Annotated in this window: 9 protein-coding genes; all 9 read left to right on the forward strand. The window is 61.3% G+C overall.

Annotation, left to right across the window (positions count from 1 at the left end):
- Positions 1 to 7 precede the first annotated feature (7 nt).
- The 9 genes from AC4FS3_RS08590 (at position 8) to AC4FS3_RS08630 (ending at position 16,795) form a co-directional block, all read left to right on the forward strand.
- Positions 8 to 2,218: an RNA degradosome polyphosphate kinase gene (locus AC4FS3_RS08590; protein ID WP_491020194.1), complete on the forward strand. Its 2,211-nt coding sequence runs from the start codon at positions 8 to 10 to the stop codon at positions 2,216 to 2,218.
- A gap of 87 nt (positions 2,219 to 2,305) precedes the next feature.
- Positions 2,306 to 3,874 (forward strand): Ppx/GppA family phosphatase, encoded by a 1,569-nt coding sequence (locus AC4FS3_RS08595; protein WP_491020195.1) that lies wholly within the window; start codon positions 2,306 to 2,308, stop codon positions 3,872 to 3,874.
- Positions 3,875 to 3,877: 3 nt separating this feature from the next.
- Complete coding sequence (locus tag AC4FS3_RS08600) at positions 3,878 to 4,405, forward strand: GNAT family N-acetyltransferase (RefSeq protein ID WP_491020196.1); 528 nt, start codon at positions 3,878 to 3,880, stop codon at positions 4,403 to 4,405.
- A gap of 100 nt (positions 4,406 to 4,505) precedes the next feature.
- Positions 4,506 to 5,219, forward strand: a complete 714-nt coding sequence (locus tag AC4FS3_RS08605; RefSeq protein WP_491020197.1) for a TerB family tellurite resistance protein — start codon at positions 4,506 to 4,508, stop codon at positions 5,217 to 5,219.
- Between the two features lie 3 nt (positions 5,220 to 5,222).
- Positions 5,223 to 6,305 (forward strand): endonuclease/exonuclease/phosphatase family protein, encoded by a 1,083-nt coding sequence (locus AC4FS3_RS08610; RefSeq protein WP_491020198.1) that lies wholly within the window; start codon positions 5,223 to 5,225, stop codon positions 6,303 to 6,305.
- A gap of 105 nt (positions 6,306 to 6,410) precedes the next feature.
- Positions 6,411 to 6,965: a hypothetical protein gene (locus AC4FS3_RS08615; RefSeq protein WP_491020199.1), complete on the forward strand. Its 555-nt coding sequence runs from the start codon at positions 6,411 to 6,413 to the stop codon at positions 6,963 to 6,965.
- Positions 6,966 to 7,009: 44 nt separating this feature from the next.
- Complete coding sequence (locus AC4FS3_RS08620; protein ID WP_491020200.1) at positions 7,010 to 7,627, forward strand: hypothetical protein; 618 nt, start codon at positions 7,010 to 7,012, stop codon at positions 7,625 to 7,627.
- A gap of 27 nt (positions 7,628 to 7,654) precedes the next feature.
- Entirely contained in the window at positions 7,655 to 11,281 is a 3,627-nt protein-coding gene (locus AC4FS3_RS08625; RefSeq protein WP_491020201.1) for a M10 family metallopeptidase C-terminal domain-containing protein, read from the forward strand.
- A 252-nt stretch (positions 11,282 to 11,533) separates the two neighbouring features.
- Positions 11,534 to 16,795 carry a glycoside hydrolase family 99-like domain-containing protein gene (locus tag AC4FS3_RS08630; RefSeq protein ID WP_491020202.1) on the forward strand — a complete coding sequence of 1,754 codons (5,262 nt, stop codon included), beginning with the start codon at positions 11,534 to 11,536 and terminating at the stop codon, positions 16,793 to 16,795.
- The last annotated feature ends 698 nt before the right edge of the window (positions 16,796 to 17,493 follow it).

A 17,493-nucleotide genomic window follows, 5' to 3' on the forward strand; every position in this document is an offset into this window, starting at 1 on the left:
CCGCGAAATGACACAGGCAGATTTTCTCAAAACGACCGCCCCCGCGATTGTCACCCTCCCGGATGACGAGATTCATGGGCCGAAACGCTTTTTCAACCGCGAGCTCAGCTGGCTCGCGTTCAACTGGCGCGTGCTGGAAGAGGCGGCGAACCCTGCCGTGCCGCTGCTGGAGCGGCTGCGGTTTCTGTCGATTTCCGCGACCAATCTTGATGAATTCTACACCGTCCGCGTGGCAGGGCTGCGCGCGCTGAAACGCACCGGCAATAACGTTTTTTCCGAAGACGGCCGCACCCCCGCCGAACAGCTGGAGCTGATCAGCGCCGATGCGCGGCGCCTGATGCAGGTGCAACAGACCACCTTCAAGAAACTGCGCGCCGAGATGGAAGAGGTCGGGATCATCCTGCTGACCCGGTCCAAGCTGAATGTGCGCGATCTGAAATTCCTTGAGGAATACTTCCTCTCGAATGTATTTCCGGTGCTGTCGCCTCTGGCCATCGACCCGGCGCACCCTTTCCCCTTCATCCCCAATACCGGCTTTTCGCTGGCGCTGGAGCTGGAACGGACCTCGGACCGGCGCCGGCTGAACGCGCTGCTTCCGATCCCGCAACAGGTCTCGCGCTTTGTCCAGCTGCCTGGAAATCCGGGCCAGGACCGGTTCCTGCCGCTGGAAGAGCTGCTGCTTTTGCATCTCGATATGCTGTTCCCCGGCTTCTCGGATCGTGGGCATTGCACCTTCCGCGTGCTCAGAGACAGCGATCTCGAGGTCGAGGAAGAGGCCGAAGACCTTGTCCGCGAATTCGAGACCGCGCTGAAACGCCGTCGCCGCGGCGAGGTGATCCGGCTGAAAATGTCGGCGGGCGCCCCCCCCGAACTGCGCCAGCTGATCATGCAGGAGATCGACGCCGACGAGGATGAGGTGATCGAAGTGCGCGGCATGATCGGTGTCGCCGATCTGAAAGCGCTGGTGCTGAATTCGCGCCCTGAACTTTTGTGGCCGCCCTTCACCCCCCGCGTGCCGGAACGGGTACGCGACCATGAGGGCAATATTTTCGCCGCGATCAAGCAAAAGGATATGCTGCTGCATCATCCTTACGAGACCTTTGACACGGTGATCCGCTTTCTGGAACAGGCGGCGCGCGACCCGAATGTGGTGGCGATCAAACAGACGCTGTATCGCACCTCCTGGGACAGCCCCATCGTCTCGGCTCTGTGCGAGGCGGCCGAGGCCGGCAAATCTGTCACCGCGCTGGTTGAGCTGAAAGCACGTTTTGACGAGGCCGCGAATATCCGCCAGTCGCGGCGGCTGGAACGGTCGGGCGCCCATGTGGTTTACGGGTTCATGAACCTGAAAACCCATGCAAAAATCTCGACCGTGGTGCGGCGCGAGGGCGACAGCCTGGTCACCTATACCCATTACGGCACCGGCAATTACCACCCGATCACCGCCAAGATCTATACCGACCTTTCGCTTTTCACCTGTGATGCGGCACTCGGGCGCGATGCGACCAAAGTGTTCAATTACCTCTCGGGCTATGTGCAGCCCCAGGGGCTGGAAAACCTCTCGATCTCGCCGATCTCGCTGAAACCCCGGTTGATCGAGTTGATTGCCGCCGAGGCCGAGCATGCCCGCGCGGGCCGCCCCGCCGGGATCTGGGCCAAGATGAATTCGGTGATCGATGCCGATGTGATCGACGCGCTTTATGCTGCCTCCCAGGCGGGCGTGAAGATCAGCCTCGTGATCCGCGGCATCTGCGGGCTCAGACCCGGCGTCAAAGGCCTGTCGGAAAACATCCGGGTGAAATCCATCGTCGGGCGTTTCCTTGAACACTCGCGCATCGTCTGTTTTGGCAATGGCTCTGGCCTGCCGTCGCAGAAGGCACGGGTCTTCATCTCTTCCGCCGACTGGATGGGCCGAAACCTCACCCGCCGCGTCGAAACCCTGGTCGAGGCGATCAACCCGACGGTCAAAAGCCAGATCCTGTCGCAGATCATGGCGGCAAACCTTGCGGATGAGGCGCAAAGCTGGGTGCTCTCCGCCGATGGCCGCTACCGTCGCGATCTGGGGGCGGCAGATGGATCCCTCTTCAACTGCCACCGCTTTTTCATGGAGAACCCGTCGCTTTCGGGCCGGGGCACCGCCGGGGCCAAGGATGCGCCCCGGATCCTGTGCGGACGCGACGACGAAACCGGGCCTGCCGCGAAAACCAGCACCGGCTGAGGCCTGATCCGGGGCCCGCGGCAGACTGATGGTTGACCTGGCCCCGCTAAGGCGCAAAACAGAAGACCTGATGATCCGTGAGATGCGATGAGCCCTGACAGCCAGACCCGCCCCGCCGCCGCACAGCATGAGGAAGAATGGGCCCCCTTTGGCCGCCCGCTCTTCCTGGACGATGGCGCGCGGGCGCTGTCCAGGGTTGGCGTGGTGGATGTGGGGTCGAACTCGGTCCGGATGGTGGTCTTTGATGGCGCAGCCCGCAGCCCGGCCTATTTCTACAATGAAAAAATCATGTGCGGGCTCGGCAAAGGTCTGGTGCAAACCGGCTATCTGAACCCCGAGGGCCGGGTCCGGGCATTGAAGGCGCTCAAACGCTTTGCGCTTCTGGCCAAAGGGATGGAGATCGGCCCCCTGACCGTGGTCGCCACCGCCGCCACCCGCGAGGCGAAAGACGGGCCCGAATTCCAGGCCGATGTGCTGCGCGAAACCGGACTGAAGCTGCATGTGGTCGATGGCCCCGAAGAGGCGCGGCTTTCGGCCCAGGGCGTGCTTTTGGGCTGGCCCGATGCCAAGGGGCTTGTCTGCGATATCGGCGGCAATTCGATGGAACTGGCGCGGATCGGCGATGGCAAGGTCGGCAAGCGCGTCTCGACCCAGCTTGGCCCGTTCCGGCTTTTGCAGGTGGAAGGGGCGGCGAAAAAGCGCGAGGCCCATATCGACCGCGTGCTGAAAGACGTGCAGGCGCAGCTGAAATCCGAGGGTGAGCGGATCTACCTTGTCGGGGGCTCCTGGCGGGTGATCGCGCGCCTCGATATGGAGCGGCGGAACTACCCGCTGCTCGTGCTGCATGAATACCGCATGACGCCGGAAAGCCTTCTGGACACGCTGGACTGGATCGCGGCTTCGGATCTGGCGGTGTTGCGCGCCCGCACCGGCACCTCGGTCGAACGGATGGAGCTGGTGCCGATCGCCTGCGAGGTGCTGCGCGAACTGATCAAGGTGCTGAAACCGCGCGAGATCGACATTTCCGCCTATGGCATCCGCGAGGGGCTTTTATATGAGCAGATGCCCGAACGCCTGCGCGAACGGGATCCGCTGATCGAGGCGGCGCGGCTGACCGAACGCAACCAGGCCCGCATTCCCGGTCTGGGCAAGAAACTTTACGAATTCCTGCTGCCGCTGTTCAAAAGCGAAAGCGCCGAGCGGATGCGGCTGATCAAGGCCGCTTGCCTCTTGCATGACACCACCTGGCGCGCGCATCCCGATTATCGCGCCGAGGCCTGTTTCGACAATGCGACCCGCGCCAATCTCGGCGGCCTCGACCATCCGGGCCGCGTTTTCCTCGGCCTGTCGCTCTTACATCGCTATAAAAACAGCCGCGCCGGCAACCGGATGGAGGCGTTGTTCCGGCTCCTGAATGACGAGGAACTGCGCCTCGCCGAGGTGCTGGGCAAGGCTCTGCGCTTTGGGGCGATGTTTGCGGCGGATGATCCGGCCCAGGCAGGGCGCCTGACCTGGTCGCCGAAAAAGCGGCTTCTTGGGCTCGAACTGACGCAGGACGGCGAGGATCTCTTTGGCGAAGTGGCCCAGGCCCGGTTTGCCTCACTGACCACGGCGCTGAAGGCAAAGTCAAAGATCACACCGGCCGTCAGGGACTGAGAGATGCCAGGACCTGCGCCGGATGCGGCCCCCGCAGATCTGCGCATTCTGGAGGCGGCGCCCGAAGACAGCGCCGACATCGCCGCGCTCTGGGCGCCCTGGATCTGCGATACCGCGATCACCTTTGCCCCTACCCCGCGCAGCGCCCCCGAGATCGCGACCCTGATCCGCGACCGCAGCGCTGCCGGATACGGCTTTTTTGTCGCCCGTGACAGCGGTGGCGATCTCATTGGCTTTGCAAGCTACAGCCAGTTTCGCGCCGGGGCCGGCTATGCCCGCAGCATGGAACACACGGTGATCCTCGCCCCCGAAGCCCGCGGGCGCGGGGCGGGCCGCGCCCTGATGGCGGCGGTGGAAACCCATGCGAAAGCGCGGGGCGCGCATCTGATGGTAGCGGCGGTCTCGGGAGAGAACCCCCAGGCGCGGCTATTCCACGAGGCGCTTGGCTACAGGCATTGCGGCACCATCCCCGGCGCAGGGTTCAAATTCGGCCGCTATCTCGACCTGATTCTGCTGGCAAAGGAATTGTAAACCTCTGGTCCATAAGCTTTGTCGGTCCACGATATGAGAATGTCGTGATGGCGCATTATTCTGACCGGACATTCTCTTTTCCCCGCGATATCGTGATTGCATGTCAATCTGGACCCGCATTGCCGAAGCCCTTGCCGCCCTTGTCCGGGGTGAGCCACTTTCCGTGGTCTTTGAACGCCTGCGCGGCGAAACCAGCCCCGAGAAATCCATCGGCTTCACCATCGCTGTGATCGCGCTTGGTGCCAAAATGGCCAAGGCGGATGGCGAGGTCTCACGCGAGGAGGTCACTGCCTTCCGCCGCATCTTCACGGTTCCCGATGGGGAAGAGGCTCATGCCGCCCGCGTCTTCAACCTCGCGCGTGAGGATATCGCGGGCTTTGACGCTTACGCCCGCAAAATCGCGCGCCTCTTCAACCCCGAAGAGCGCAGGCTTTGCGCCGATGACCACCATGTGCTGCTTGATGTGCTTGAGGCGCTGTTTCAGATCGCGCTGGCCGATGGCAATTACCATCCGGGCGAAGATGATTTCCTGCGCCATGTCGCGGGCATTTTCGGGCTGGATGACGGCTGTTTCAACGCGGTCCGCGCGCGTCTGGTCGAAGGCGCGCCGCGCGATCCGCATGATGTGCTGGGGATCCCGCATGGTGCCAGTATCGACATGGCCCGCAGCGCCTGGAAACGGCTGGTCCGCGACACCCATCCCGATGTGATGACCGCGCGCGGCGTGCCGCCCGAAGCGGTGCATCTGGCAGAACGCCGGCTTATCGCCATCAATGCCGCCTGGGAGGAACTTTCCGGGCGCGAAGCGGCCTGAGCGATGCCAGCCGCTGCCCCCCTTCCTGCCAGGCGTCCGGGACTGCGCATCGCCACCTGGAATGTCGAATGGTTCGACCGGCTCTTTGACGATACCGGGCGCGGCTATGAGGATCTTCAGCCCTCGGCCCGTTACGGCATCAGCCGCGGCGCGCAGCTGGGCGCGCTCGGGCTCGTGTTCACCGCGCTGGACGCCGACGGGATCATGATCATCGAGGGGCCGGACACCACGTCGAAACGGTCGACCCTGCGCGCGCTGGAATGGTTCGCGCAGAAATACGGGCTCCGGGCGCGCCGCGTGGTGCATGGGTTTTCATCGGAAACCGAACAGGAAATCGCCTTTCTCTACGACCCCGACCGCATGAAGGCGCATCATGACCCGATCGGCGAGCCGACCGGCAAGCGTGGCCCCATGGGCGAGACCACGGAAGCGCCGCGCTTTGACGGCACGTTCCGCTATGATCTCGACACCGATCATACGCCCGACACCATCCGGTTTGCCAAACCGCCTTTGGAACTGGTGCTGACCCTGCCCAACGGGCGAAGTCTGCGGCTGATCGGCGTCCATGCGAAATCGAAAAACCCGCATGGTGCGACGAACGAGGCCTCGCGCCTCCGCATCTCGATCGAGAACCGCCGCAAGCAACTGGCGCAATGTATCTGGATCCGCGAACGCGTCACCGAACATCTGACGCGGGGCGAGGACATCATCGTATTGGGCGATTTCAACGATGGCCCGGGGCTCGATGAATTCGAAAAGCTCTTTGGCCGCAGCGGGGTCGAGATCGTGCTGGGCCAGGACCGCGATCCTTCGCAGCGGCTCTTTGACCCCAATGCCGATATGGCGCTGTGTTCTCGCTTTGGCTTTTGCCCGACCACGGCGCGGTTTTACCTCGCGCCGCAAAAGCGCTGGTTCGAGGCGCTGCTGGATTTCGTCATGGTCTCACCGGGGCTGATGGTGCCGGAGCCGGAATGGCGGATCTGGCACCCGTTCCAGGATCCCCGCATCATGGCCCTCCCGGAGCTGCGCGAGGCGCTGCTTCAGGCCTCGGATCATTTTCCTGTCACCGTTGATCTGGCATTCTGAGCAGGCGGCAGCCCGCCGCCGCAGCGAGTTGTGAATTGCGCGACCGGCAAGCTGCGCGCGATACTCATCCTGTCCCTGTTCGCGCCTCTCAGGAAAGGACCCGCTATGGCCAGTATTTTCAGGCGCATCTTCGTCCGGCACGGGGCGCGCAGTATCGGGCTGAGAGCCGTCGGGCTGCGCAACACCGGTCTCGCGCTTTTGCTGCTGGCCGTGGCGCCACTGCCCTTGCCGCATCTGCGCCCGGCTCATGCCGAGGCAGAAACCGGGACCGGCCCGCGCGAGGCGGAAACCGAAAAGGGCTTTTCGCTGATCGAAGAGGGGGCGAAGCTCCTTTTGCGCGGGCTGATGAGCGAGATGGAGCCCTCCATCACCGAGCTTGAAGGCGCTGTCCGCGAGATCATGCCCGAGCTTGAGGCGCAAATCGGTGCGCTCGGCCCGCAGCTGCGCGAGCTGGCGCAGCTGATGAAGGACGTCAGGAATTACGAGATGCCGGTGATGCTCGACAACGGTGATATCCTGATCCGCCGCAAGGATCCTCTGCCCCCTGGCCAGCGCGACAGCACCCGCCCCGAAGCGACGTCGCCGGAGACACCTCAGGAGACGCCACGGCCTCGCACCTGGCCGCCATTGCCCGGCCCGAACGGCGAGACGGAGCTCTGAGCCAACAGCAGTCGGCGGCACTCGATCCGGTCAGAATTCTGCCGTTGATCGAATCACCGAAAAAATTAATCATCAAAAAATTAACTATGCCGGTGCTTCATTCCGATGCCGATGTTGAGCAAGGTGCCAAACGGATGCCTCCCGCCTGTTGCGTATCAAATCAAGCCCTGCACCCTCGTTCGTCAGCCCTGAATGGCGGCGCCAGGCTTGCCGTGATATTCGGAATATTCGGACTGGCAATCCCGCTTACGGTATTTTCTGGTGCCGCCCAGACTGCAGACATGGTCAAAGACAATATGGTGCACAAGGTGGCGGCGGATTCCATGACCACGACGACCCCGGTTTACTGCACCATCGCGGGGCGGACAGATGGAGATGCAGGCCGTATCGCCTGCACAGAGCTGCTGGCCCTGCTGCAGACGACGCATCCGCAATATGGCTTTACCCTTGCGGCCGGTGCCAGCCCGCCGCCAGCCCTCGAGATCCGGATCCTGCTTGCGACGGATAATAATCTCAGCCTGGTCCTCAGCCTGACCGGCGCGGATGGCACGAGACTGGAAACAGAAAATTTCGCCGTTTCCGCCATGGATCGCAAACTTACGCCACAATTGAGAAACAACGTCTACCGCCGTGCCATCGCAGATATTTTGCCGGCGGGTTGACGCAGTTCATTTTTTTCGGAGATGAGAATGTGCTTTTTGTGCTCAACCCAATCCGACACTCCGGCAGACCTGTTATCCATCTTTGACAGTCATACCGGCGGATCTGCCGGCGGCACTCTGCCGGCCTCCCCCGCCGGCAACAGCAGTTCGGCGCCATATACACTTGACCAGATCGCCGGCTATCTGACCGACGGATACTGGGGCTTTAACGGCGGGTCCTGGCGCGCCTTTGACATCGGCGCCTCGCGCACCATCACCTATAATACGTCAATGCTCTCGCCGCTGGCGGCGGCAATTGTCGAATATTCGCTGGATGTCTGGGCCGCGGCGACCGGCATCAGTTTCATTGATGTCGGCGTGGCGCCGTCGGCTTTCACCGAAACCAGCGACGTGGGCGGCAGCACGGGGACGGCCACCGCAGTCAGCACCAATACCATCATCCAGGGCACCATCGGATCAGTCGGCGATAACGATTATTATCGGGTTACGCTGGTCGCCGGCCAGACCTACATGATCTCTCTGTCGCGGTCAGGCGGGTCCACGCTTGATCCCTACCTGGAACTTCGCAACAGCACTGGCGCTCTGGTCAGCAGTTCCGACGATCCCTCTTCCGCCGCGGCAGGTGAGTATATCACTTTCACCGCGTCCACCACGGGCACCTATTATCTTGTGGCCCGGGATTACAGCACGCGCACGGGGTCTTATGAGCTGACGATTCAGGTGGCGGCCGACCTGACCTTTAACGATGCCGATGCCAGCGGGGCCTATGCCTGGTCCGATATGACGGGCAATACGATCATCAATTCCTTTATCAACGTCCATGACAGCTGGGATACGCTAAACCTCAACGGATATATGCTGCAGACCTATATCCACGAGATCGGCCATGCTCTCGGCCTCGGACATGCCGGGCCCTATAACGGGGACGCAACCTGGGGCACTCACAACCTTTACGACAATGACAGCTGGTCGGCCACGATCATGTCTTATTTCGATCAGGCGGATAACCCGAATGATCCGGCGGCTTACGCCTTTCTCGCGACGATCATGCCGGCCGATATCATCGCAATCCAGAACCTCTATGGCGCGGGATCTCTGGGCTATCAACCGGGCAACACGATCTGGGGGCCGGGCGGCAATGTCGGCGGTTACTTCCAGCAATTGCTGAACATGTGGGGCGGTCTGACAGCGGCAGACCCCCTGATCTATGCGGGCAACGACTTTGCCTTCACCGTTTATGACACTGGCGGAAATGACACGCTTAATTTCGCGGTGTTCGGCCAGAACCAGTTTATCTCTCTCGTCGAGCTGCAATATTCAAGTGTTGGCGGCGGCAGCGGCAATGTGGTGATCGCACGCGGCACTGTGATCGAAAACGCTGTTGGCGGCAGCGGAAATGATACCATCATCGGCAACGCAGCGGCCAACCGGCTTGACGGCGGATCGGGCAACGATCTCCTGAATGCGGGGGCCGGAAATGATACGGTCATCGGCGGCGCGGGCACCGATACAGCAGTGATGGGCGTGGCCTCGGGCTCGATCACGGTCACCGGTAACGCGTCCCAGGTGGTGATCACCTCCGCTATGGGGGTCGACACTTTTATCGGGGTCGAGAATTTTCAGTTCACGAACACAACGCTGACCCTGGCACAGGTTCTTGCGCTTATCGGAAGCGGCGGGCCCAACACGCCAACGCCGGGAAATGACACACTCACCGGCACAGCCGGCAATGATTCGATTGACGGGCTCGCCGGAAACGACTCGATCAGCGGACATGGTGGGCACGACACTCTGTGGGGCGGACTGGGTGACGATTCTCTTTATGGTGGTGCCGGGAATGACGTGCTCTTCGGTGGTGCTGGGGCAGATCTCCTCAACGGGGGCGACGGACGGGACCTCGCGCACTACTCCGATGCGCCAACAGCGGTTCGGGTAGACTTGCAGAATCCGGTTAACAGCACCGGAATCGCTGCGGGTGACACTTTCATTTCAGTCGAAGACCTGGCTGGGTCGAATTATGCGGACTCGCTGTTTGGCGATTCCGTCGGAAACGTCATCTGGGGCGAAAGTGGCAATGACGTAATCTACGGTCGGGGCGGCGACGACACGCTCTTTGGTGGCACGGGTAATGACTGGCTGATCGGCGGCGCTGGCGCCGATCAGATGAGTGGCGGCGATGGCAGAGACCGTGTCTTTTACAATGACGCAACGGTCGGCATTCGCGCCGATTTGCAGTCACCCGGGACTAATACCGGGATCGCTGCCGGTGACACTTACATCTCTGTTGAAGATCTGTCTGGTTCGGCCCTTGGCGACAGTCTGTTTGGCGATGCATCGGATAACGCCATCTGGGGCGAGGCCGGCAATGACGTCCTTTATGGCCGCGGTGACAATGACGCGCTTTACGGCGGCGACGGCGACGACTGGCTCATCGGGGGCAGCGGTGGGGATTATCTCGATGGTGGCGCAGGGCGAGACCGTGTGTATTATAATGACTCGGCAGTCGGTCTGCGCGTAGATCTCCAGGTGCGCACTACGAATACCGGCATCGCTGCGGGTGACACGTTTATTTCGATCGAAGACCTTTCTGGTTCATTCTTTGCAGATACCCTGCTTGGAGACGCCGCCGCGAATGCGATCTGGGGTGACGCTGGCAATGACGTTATTTACGGTCGGGCCGGAAATGACTCGCTATTCGGGGGCGCAGGTGACGATTGGCTGGTCGGTGGTGCGGGCGCTGACTACATAAATGGTGGCGATGGACGGGATCGGGTCTTTTACAATGATGCCACTGAATCGGTTCGCGCGGACATGTTGGTGCCGGCGTCGAATACCGGAATAGCCGCTGGCGACACCTATTTTTCCGTCGAAGACCTGTCTGGTTCGGCTTTTGCAGATACCCTTCTTGGCGACCAGATCAGCAATGCAATCTGGGGTGAGGCCGGGAATGACGTCATTTACGGCCGGGCCGGAAATGATGCCCTTTATGGCGGAGCCGGGAACGACTGGCTCGTCGGCGGCGCAGGATCTGATTTCCTGTTTGGTGGCGATGGCAGAGACCGCGCCTATTACAACGATTCGACCATTGGACTGAGGGTCGACCTGCAGGTTTCAACGACCAATACGGGCATTGCTGCGGGTGACACATTCTCGTCCGTCGAAGAGCTTTTCGGATCGTCCTACGGGGATTCCCTGCTTGGTGACAATGTCGCGAATACCATTTTTGGCGATGGAGGAAATGACGTCATTTACGGGCGTGCCGATAATGACACGCTTTATGGCGGGGCCGGAAATGACATAATCGTCGGCGGGGCAGGTGTTGATGTTCTGTATGGCGGCGCAGGCAATGACGTGTTCGTTTTCGACGTGGCCCTGAATACGGGCAATGCGGATATGATCGCAGATTTCAATGCCGTGACCGATACTATCTGGCTGGATGATGCCGTTTTCACAAGCTTGTCGCTCGGAAGCCTCGCAGCTGGTGCCTTCACCCTTGGTGCGGGCGCAACCAGCGCACAGCATCGCATCATCTACAACCAGACTACCGGCCAGCTTAGCTATGATGCGGATGGCAATGGTGCAGGAGCTGCGATCATCTTTGCGACTCTGGTGCCAGGGACCGCTATGACAAGTGCGGATTTTTTCATCATGTGACGCAAGGCATCGCGGAGAAATCCCGATGTAGTGTCCGGAAAGATGGCGGCCCGCGTGAAGCGGGCTGTTGCACGGAAAGCCCTGACCTGAAGCTTCGCCGCCTGATATCTATTGGCGCAGCATTGTCATTTTGGCCATGCTCGGCGAACATATGTCGCGGCGGGAACTGCGGGATGGAACATTGGGGCCTGCTGCACTAGCAAGAGTACTGATGGCAGCCACTCCGCTGCCTTATCGACAGGCGGAAGTGATATGGCGCGCCCCAGAATTCTGAAATCTGAAGCCGAAGTGAAGGCAGGCCCCGCCGCCTCATCCGGATCGACGAAATCGGCCTCGGCTGGTGATGCCAGGGCTGCAAAGAAAAAGCAGCGCGAGAGCGCGGCCTCTGTCTCCGCTGCCGAAGCCGCCGCTCCTCGCGGGGCCAAAGCGGGCCGTAAAGGCGCAGCCTCGGTCAGAAAAATATCCCTGCCGCAGCGCGAATGCCTGCTGGTGCTTGGCATGCACCGCTCTGGAACCAGTGCGATTACCCGCCTTCTGAGCCTTCTTGGCGCAACGCTGCCGCGGAACATCCTCGGGGCCGCGCCGGGTAATGCCATGGGCCATTGGGAGCCGGAGCGCCTGATCAGCTATCATGACATGATGCTTGCAGCGCTCGGCTCATCATGGGACGATTGGGGGCATCTCGACCTGAGCCGGCTTCCGGTCAGTCACCGCGCCCAGATCGGGGCAGACATCCGCACAATTCTCAGCGAGGAATACGGCAAAAGTCCGCTTTTTGTGGTGAAAGAGCCGAGGATCGCACGCTTCGCCGATTTCTTTATGTCAGCGATGGAGCCGCTTGGAATCCGCAGCCGGGTCATAGTGGCCTACCGCAATCCGCTGGATGTCATTGAATCGCTGACCAGGCGCAAGGAATGCTGGTCAGATGGGCATGACCGGACAGATGCGGCACTTCTCTGGCTCTCGCATATGCTGTCCTCTGAGAAAGCTGCGCGCGCCCTGCCGCATGCCGTCGTCTCTTTTGAGACCGTGATGTCTGATCCTGTTACGGCCATGAAGCGGCTTGCGGATCAGGCCGGAATAAGCTTCCCGCGCGATATCGAAGGCGCCGCGCAGGAAATGAAAGACTTTCTTGTTTCTGACGAAGTCCATCATTCCCACAAAGTCGAGGATGTCCTGCTTGATACTCGGGTCTCGACCTGGGTGGCCGAATGTTACATTGCGCTTCGCGACATAGAGGTGCAGCGAAATGTTGCAAGCGCGCGAGAGACGCTTGACCGGATCGCTGCGGAGTTCACTGGCGCCATGCCGATCCTCGGGGCCCTGACCCGCGCGAGGCGCGAGGCCCTGGAAGGCAAGGCCGTGATCGAGGGCGCCCTTTCCGAAACGGCGGGTCAATTGTCACAAACCCGCACAGAACTAGCCCAATTCACGGCGCAAAGCATGCAGGAACAGACGATCCTGCGGCTGCGGCTGGGTGAGGCTGATGCGCGCGCTCTGGCGACGGACCAGCGCTTCACCCAGGCCCAGGCAGAGCTGACTGATTTGCGCAGTGCCGTCGAATCCCGTGACAGACAAATCGCAGAAGCCACTGAACGCGCCGAGAAGCTGGCGGCTGCGGATCGGGCGAAAGCCGACGCCCTCGCCAAAGCCGAAGCCCATCTCCAGGAGATGGCCAATGTGCTTGCGGCGGCCAGGGCGCGTGAACAGGACGCCAGAAGCGAAATCGCAGCTTTGCTGAATTCGACCGCCACCGAGGAGGCCCGCCACCAAAGCGAGCAGCGTTCGGCCTTTGCCTCGCTTGAGGCAGCGCAACAACAGGTCGCCCAGTACAAGACCGAGCTGGATGCGGCCAGACTTCAGGACCAGGCCAATGCCGCCCAGCTGCGCTATCTGTCTGGCAGTGTCGGAGAGGCACAGAAGGATACCGAACGTGCCTGGCTCGCCTATCAGGATCTGCACAGGGTCTATCGGAGCTCGACCTCGTGGCGGATCAGCGCGCCGGTACGCCTGATTGGAAAAGCCGGCCGCGCCGTTATCGGCATGCCCTCTGCTGCCATATCCGTGATCCGTTTCAGCGGCGGGATCGGCCCGGCACTGAAGAAAGGCATCCGGGTCATGCGTCAGGAAGGGATGGCCGGCGTCAGGTTGCGGATGCGCATAGCGAGGCCCGGCTCGGGCGCCGCGCCCTATTCCCCCGCAGTTGCTGTGCAGCCCGCATCCCACCGGGGCGATGTGGCGGCGCAGTCACCGGGAGCGCCTGGATCAGATAGCAGCAGCAGTGCTATGCCTTCTCATCCCGCGCTGCCTGCCCTGACCGCTGGCAACGCCTATATCAATCAGATGCTTGCTCATGCCGCTCCGGTCGGGGCGGTCGAAAGCTATGTGGAAAAATCTGCGAAGCCGGCAGATTTTTCTGCTGCGGAGGTCCAGGCCATCGCCTTCTACCTGCCGCAGTTCCATCCGATCCCAGAGAATGACGCATGGTGGGGCAAGGGCTTTACGGAATGGACGAATGTCAGCAAGGCATCGCCGCAATTTATTGGGCATTATCAGCCGCATCTTCCGGGCGAACTGGGGTTCTATGATCTGCGCCTTGTCGATGTCCTGCGCGAACAGGCCACACTTGCCCGCCATTTCGGGATCCGTGGCTTCTGCTTCCATCATTACTGGTTCGGCGGCCAGCGCCTGCTGGAGCGCCCGTTCAACCAATTGCTGGCCAGCCCGGATATCGATATCTCATTCTGCCTGTCCTGGGCCAATGAGAACTGGACGCGTCGCTGGGACGGCAATGAACAGGATGTCTTGATCGGCCAGAACTATTCTCCGGAAGACGATATCGCGTTTATCAAGGATATCGCCCCTGCTTTGCGCGATCCGCGCTATATCCGTTTTCAGGGTAAGCCGCTTCTGATGGTTTATCGGGCGAGCCAGTTGCCTGATCCCAAGGGCACGGCGCAGCGCTGGCGCGACTGGTGCCGGCGCGAGGGGATCGGCGAGATCTATCTGATGGCCGGGCGCACCTTTGGCATTCGTGATCCCCGCCCTTACGGCTTTGACGCAGCGGTGGAATTCCCGCCGCATAATGGCGAGCGGGTCGAGATCACCAGCCATCTGCAGCTGGCAAATCCCGATTTTGAAGGCATCGTTTACGATTTCAACGCCTATGCCGAAGGCTATACTGACGAGAGCAAGGATTATCCGATCCTCAAGACCGTCTGCCCGGGCTGGGACAATGAGGCGCGCAAGCCTGGACGCGGCCATATCTTCCACGGCGCAAACCCGCAAAATTACGGCGCCTGGCTGGCCCGCGCCCGGGCTCAGACTCTCAGCGCGATGGCACGCCGCGACGACCAGCCCCCCTTCGTCTTCATCAATGCCTGGAACGAATGGGCAGAAGGCGCCCATCTCGAGCCGGATCGCCGCTTCGGCTATGGCTATCTCGACGCCACTGCGAAGGTGCTGGCAGGGGAAACCTTTACATCTGTGGCTCCAACAGGCGAGGTGCGGCCGGGAAAGGCGCAGCCGGGGGTGCTCCCCCCGGCTGATCCGACCCGCATCGTTGTCGTCAGCCACGATGCCAACCCACATGGCGCGCAGATGCTGGCCTGGAATATGTGCCGCGGGCTGTCTGACACATTCGGCCTCAAGGTTGATTGTGTTTTGCTGGGCGGGGGCCCGATGCACGCCCAGTTTGCCGAAGTGGCGCAGATGCATGACCTTAACGGTCAGGCGCAGGCCGGTCCCGAGGCCAGGGCGCTGGCCAGGGCGCTGCGTGACGGGGGCGTCGATGTGGCCATCGTCAATACCACCGTATCTGGCATCTTCGCCCGTACACTTGCCGAGGCCGGGATTCGCGTCATATCGCTTGTGCATGAACTGCCGAAGCTGATCCGGGATTATGCACTCGAACCTCATGTCGCCGCCCTGAGCGAAGCCAGCGAAAAAGTGGTTTTTGCGGCCGATCTTGTACGGGACAGTTTCCTGCAGCTCTCGGGCCTTGACCCGCAGAAAGCGCTGGTACGCCCGCAAGGGGCCTATAAGCGCAACAGATTGCGCAGCGATAGCGGGCCAGGCTCGGAAGCGGCCCGTGCACTGCGCGCTGAACTGAACCTTCAGACCGATGCGAAGATCCTGCTCGGGGTCGGCTATGCCGATGAGCGTAAGGGCTTTGACCTCTTCCTCGACGCGGCCGAACGGCTGGGCAATCGCGACAATCTGGTCTTTGTCTGGGTCGGCCATCACCACATTCCGCTGTTGGCGCGGCTCGGCCCCCAGATCGATCGCTTACAGGCCGCCGGAAAGCTGGTGCTGACCGGGCTGCAGACTGATACCGACCGCTTCTTTGCCGGGGCAGATCTTTTCATCCTCACCTCGCGCGAAGACCCCTATCCGACCACCGTTCTCGAGGCGTTGGATGTCGGCCTGCCCACCATCGGCTTTCGGGGGGCTACAGGAACCGGCGAACTGATCCTCGCCTCTGATGGCGATCTGGCAGAGGGTTTCAGCCCAGATGCGCTTTGCGGTCAGATTTCGCAGCGCCTGGCCGGCGAAACGGGCGAACGGCGCAGGGCGCGGGCACGCAAATTCTGGCAAAGACCGGACGTGCCCTTCGTCACCTATCTGCATGATCTGCTGGATCTTGTACAACGCGGCCCGAAGCGCGTGTCGGCGGTCGTGCCGAACTACAATTACGCGCGTTATCTGCCGGACCGGGTGAACACGATCCTGAACCAGACCTGGCCGATCTCTGAATTGATCATCCTCGACGATGCCTCGACCGATGACAGTGCGGCAGTGATTGACCGGATCATCGCCTCAACCGATATTCCAGTGCGCGCGATATTCAACGCGTCTAATTCGGGTTCGGTTTTCCGTCAGTGGCAGCGTGGAACCGAAGCGGCCGGTGGTGATTACCTTTGGATTGCCGAGGCCGACGATCTTGCGGAGCCCGGCTTCCTCGCCACGGTGATGCGCGGTTTTGACCGCCCCGATACCGTGCTGAGCTATTGTCAGTCTAAGCAGATGGCCCAGGACGGCAGTATCCTGTGCGATAACTATCTTGACTATGTGCGGGATATCTCGCCGGTCCAGTGGACCCGCGATTACAGGCGCGGCGGCCATGCCGAAATCTCCCAGGGGCTCAGCGTCAAGAATACCATCCCCAATGTCAGCGCTGTGGTCTTCCGCCGCGAGGCATTACTGGCTACGATGCAACGCCATATGGACGAGATCACCTCCTTCCGGGTTGCCGGGGACTGGTGCGCCTATGTTCGCATCCTGCAATCGGGCAGTTGCGCTTATTCGGCGGCCTCGCTGAACCGGCACCGCCGGCATGATGAAAGTGTGACGATCAGTCGCTTTGGTCAGGCGGAACTTGACGAGATTATCGCGATGCAGGCCCTGGTCGCGAGCCTCGTGGATGTCGGGGCCCTGCAACAGACCGCAGAGGCTTATGTCCGGGAATTGCAGCAGCGCTTCGGGCTGAAGTCTTTTTTTCTCGCCCAGGAATGACCCGTCGCTGATTGTTGGTTTTGTGTCATGCCGGGGCTGTCACGAATGCTCCCCTTCTTCGTCCTGGGCGTGGAGATGACCATAGCAGCAACGCGCGGAGATTAAATGCCTTGCGACTGCGTAGCCTTGAGGAGGGGAGGTCAAGCCGGGCTGATTTTCGGCGATGACCTTTCCCGCGTTGCCTGATCCAGTTTGAGGCAGTCTCTGACCCAGACGAAAGGACCAGATATGAAGTGCAGCAGGGTCACCGAAGATCAGTTCATCGGCATTCTGAGGGAGCACGAAGCCGTGGTTTCGGTTGAAGATCTATGCCGCAAGCCTGGCGAAAGCGATGCGATCTGACCTGCCCCCGGAATTTCCCTCAGTCTGATGCAGCGTCTACCCAACCCCAGGCCATCATGACCCTTGCGGAAGTCGACGGGCTTCGTCGCGACCATGATCCTCACCCGGTTGGACGGGAACATCGTGGGCTTACAGCCAAGGCGCGCACGACCGACGCGATCCGCTCCGCCGAGGCCCCGCTTACAGACGGATCGCCACCGCGCCCGCAACGATCTCGGGCCGGTCCACGGCGCCCAGGGTACAACGTGGTCCATCACCAGCCGGGCCAATCATCAACGCTGGAATGCCCCCACTGAGTGGTCCGGTTTGAATGTTAGTGCATTGTCGGCCTGTGGTCCATTTGCACGAAGGTCTCT

The sequence above is a fragment of the Pseudogemmobacter sp. TB195 genome (assembly GCF_058313095.1).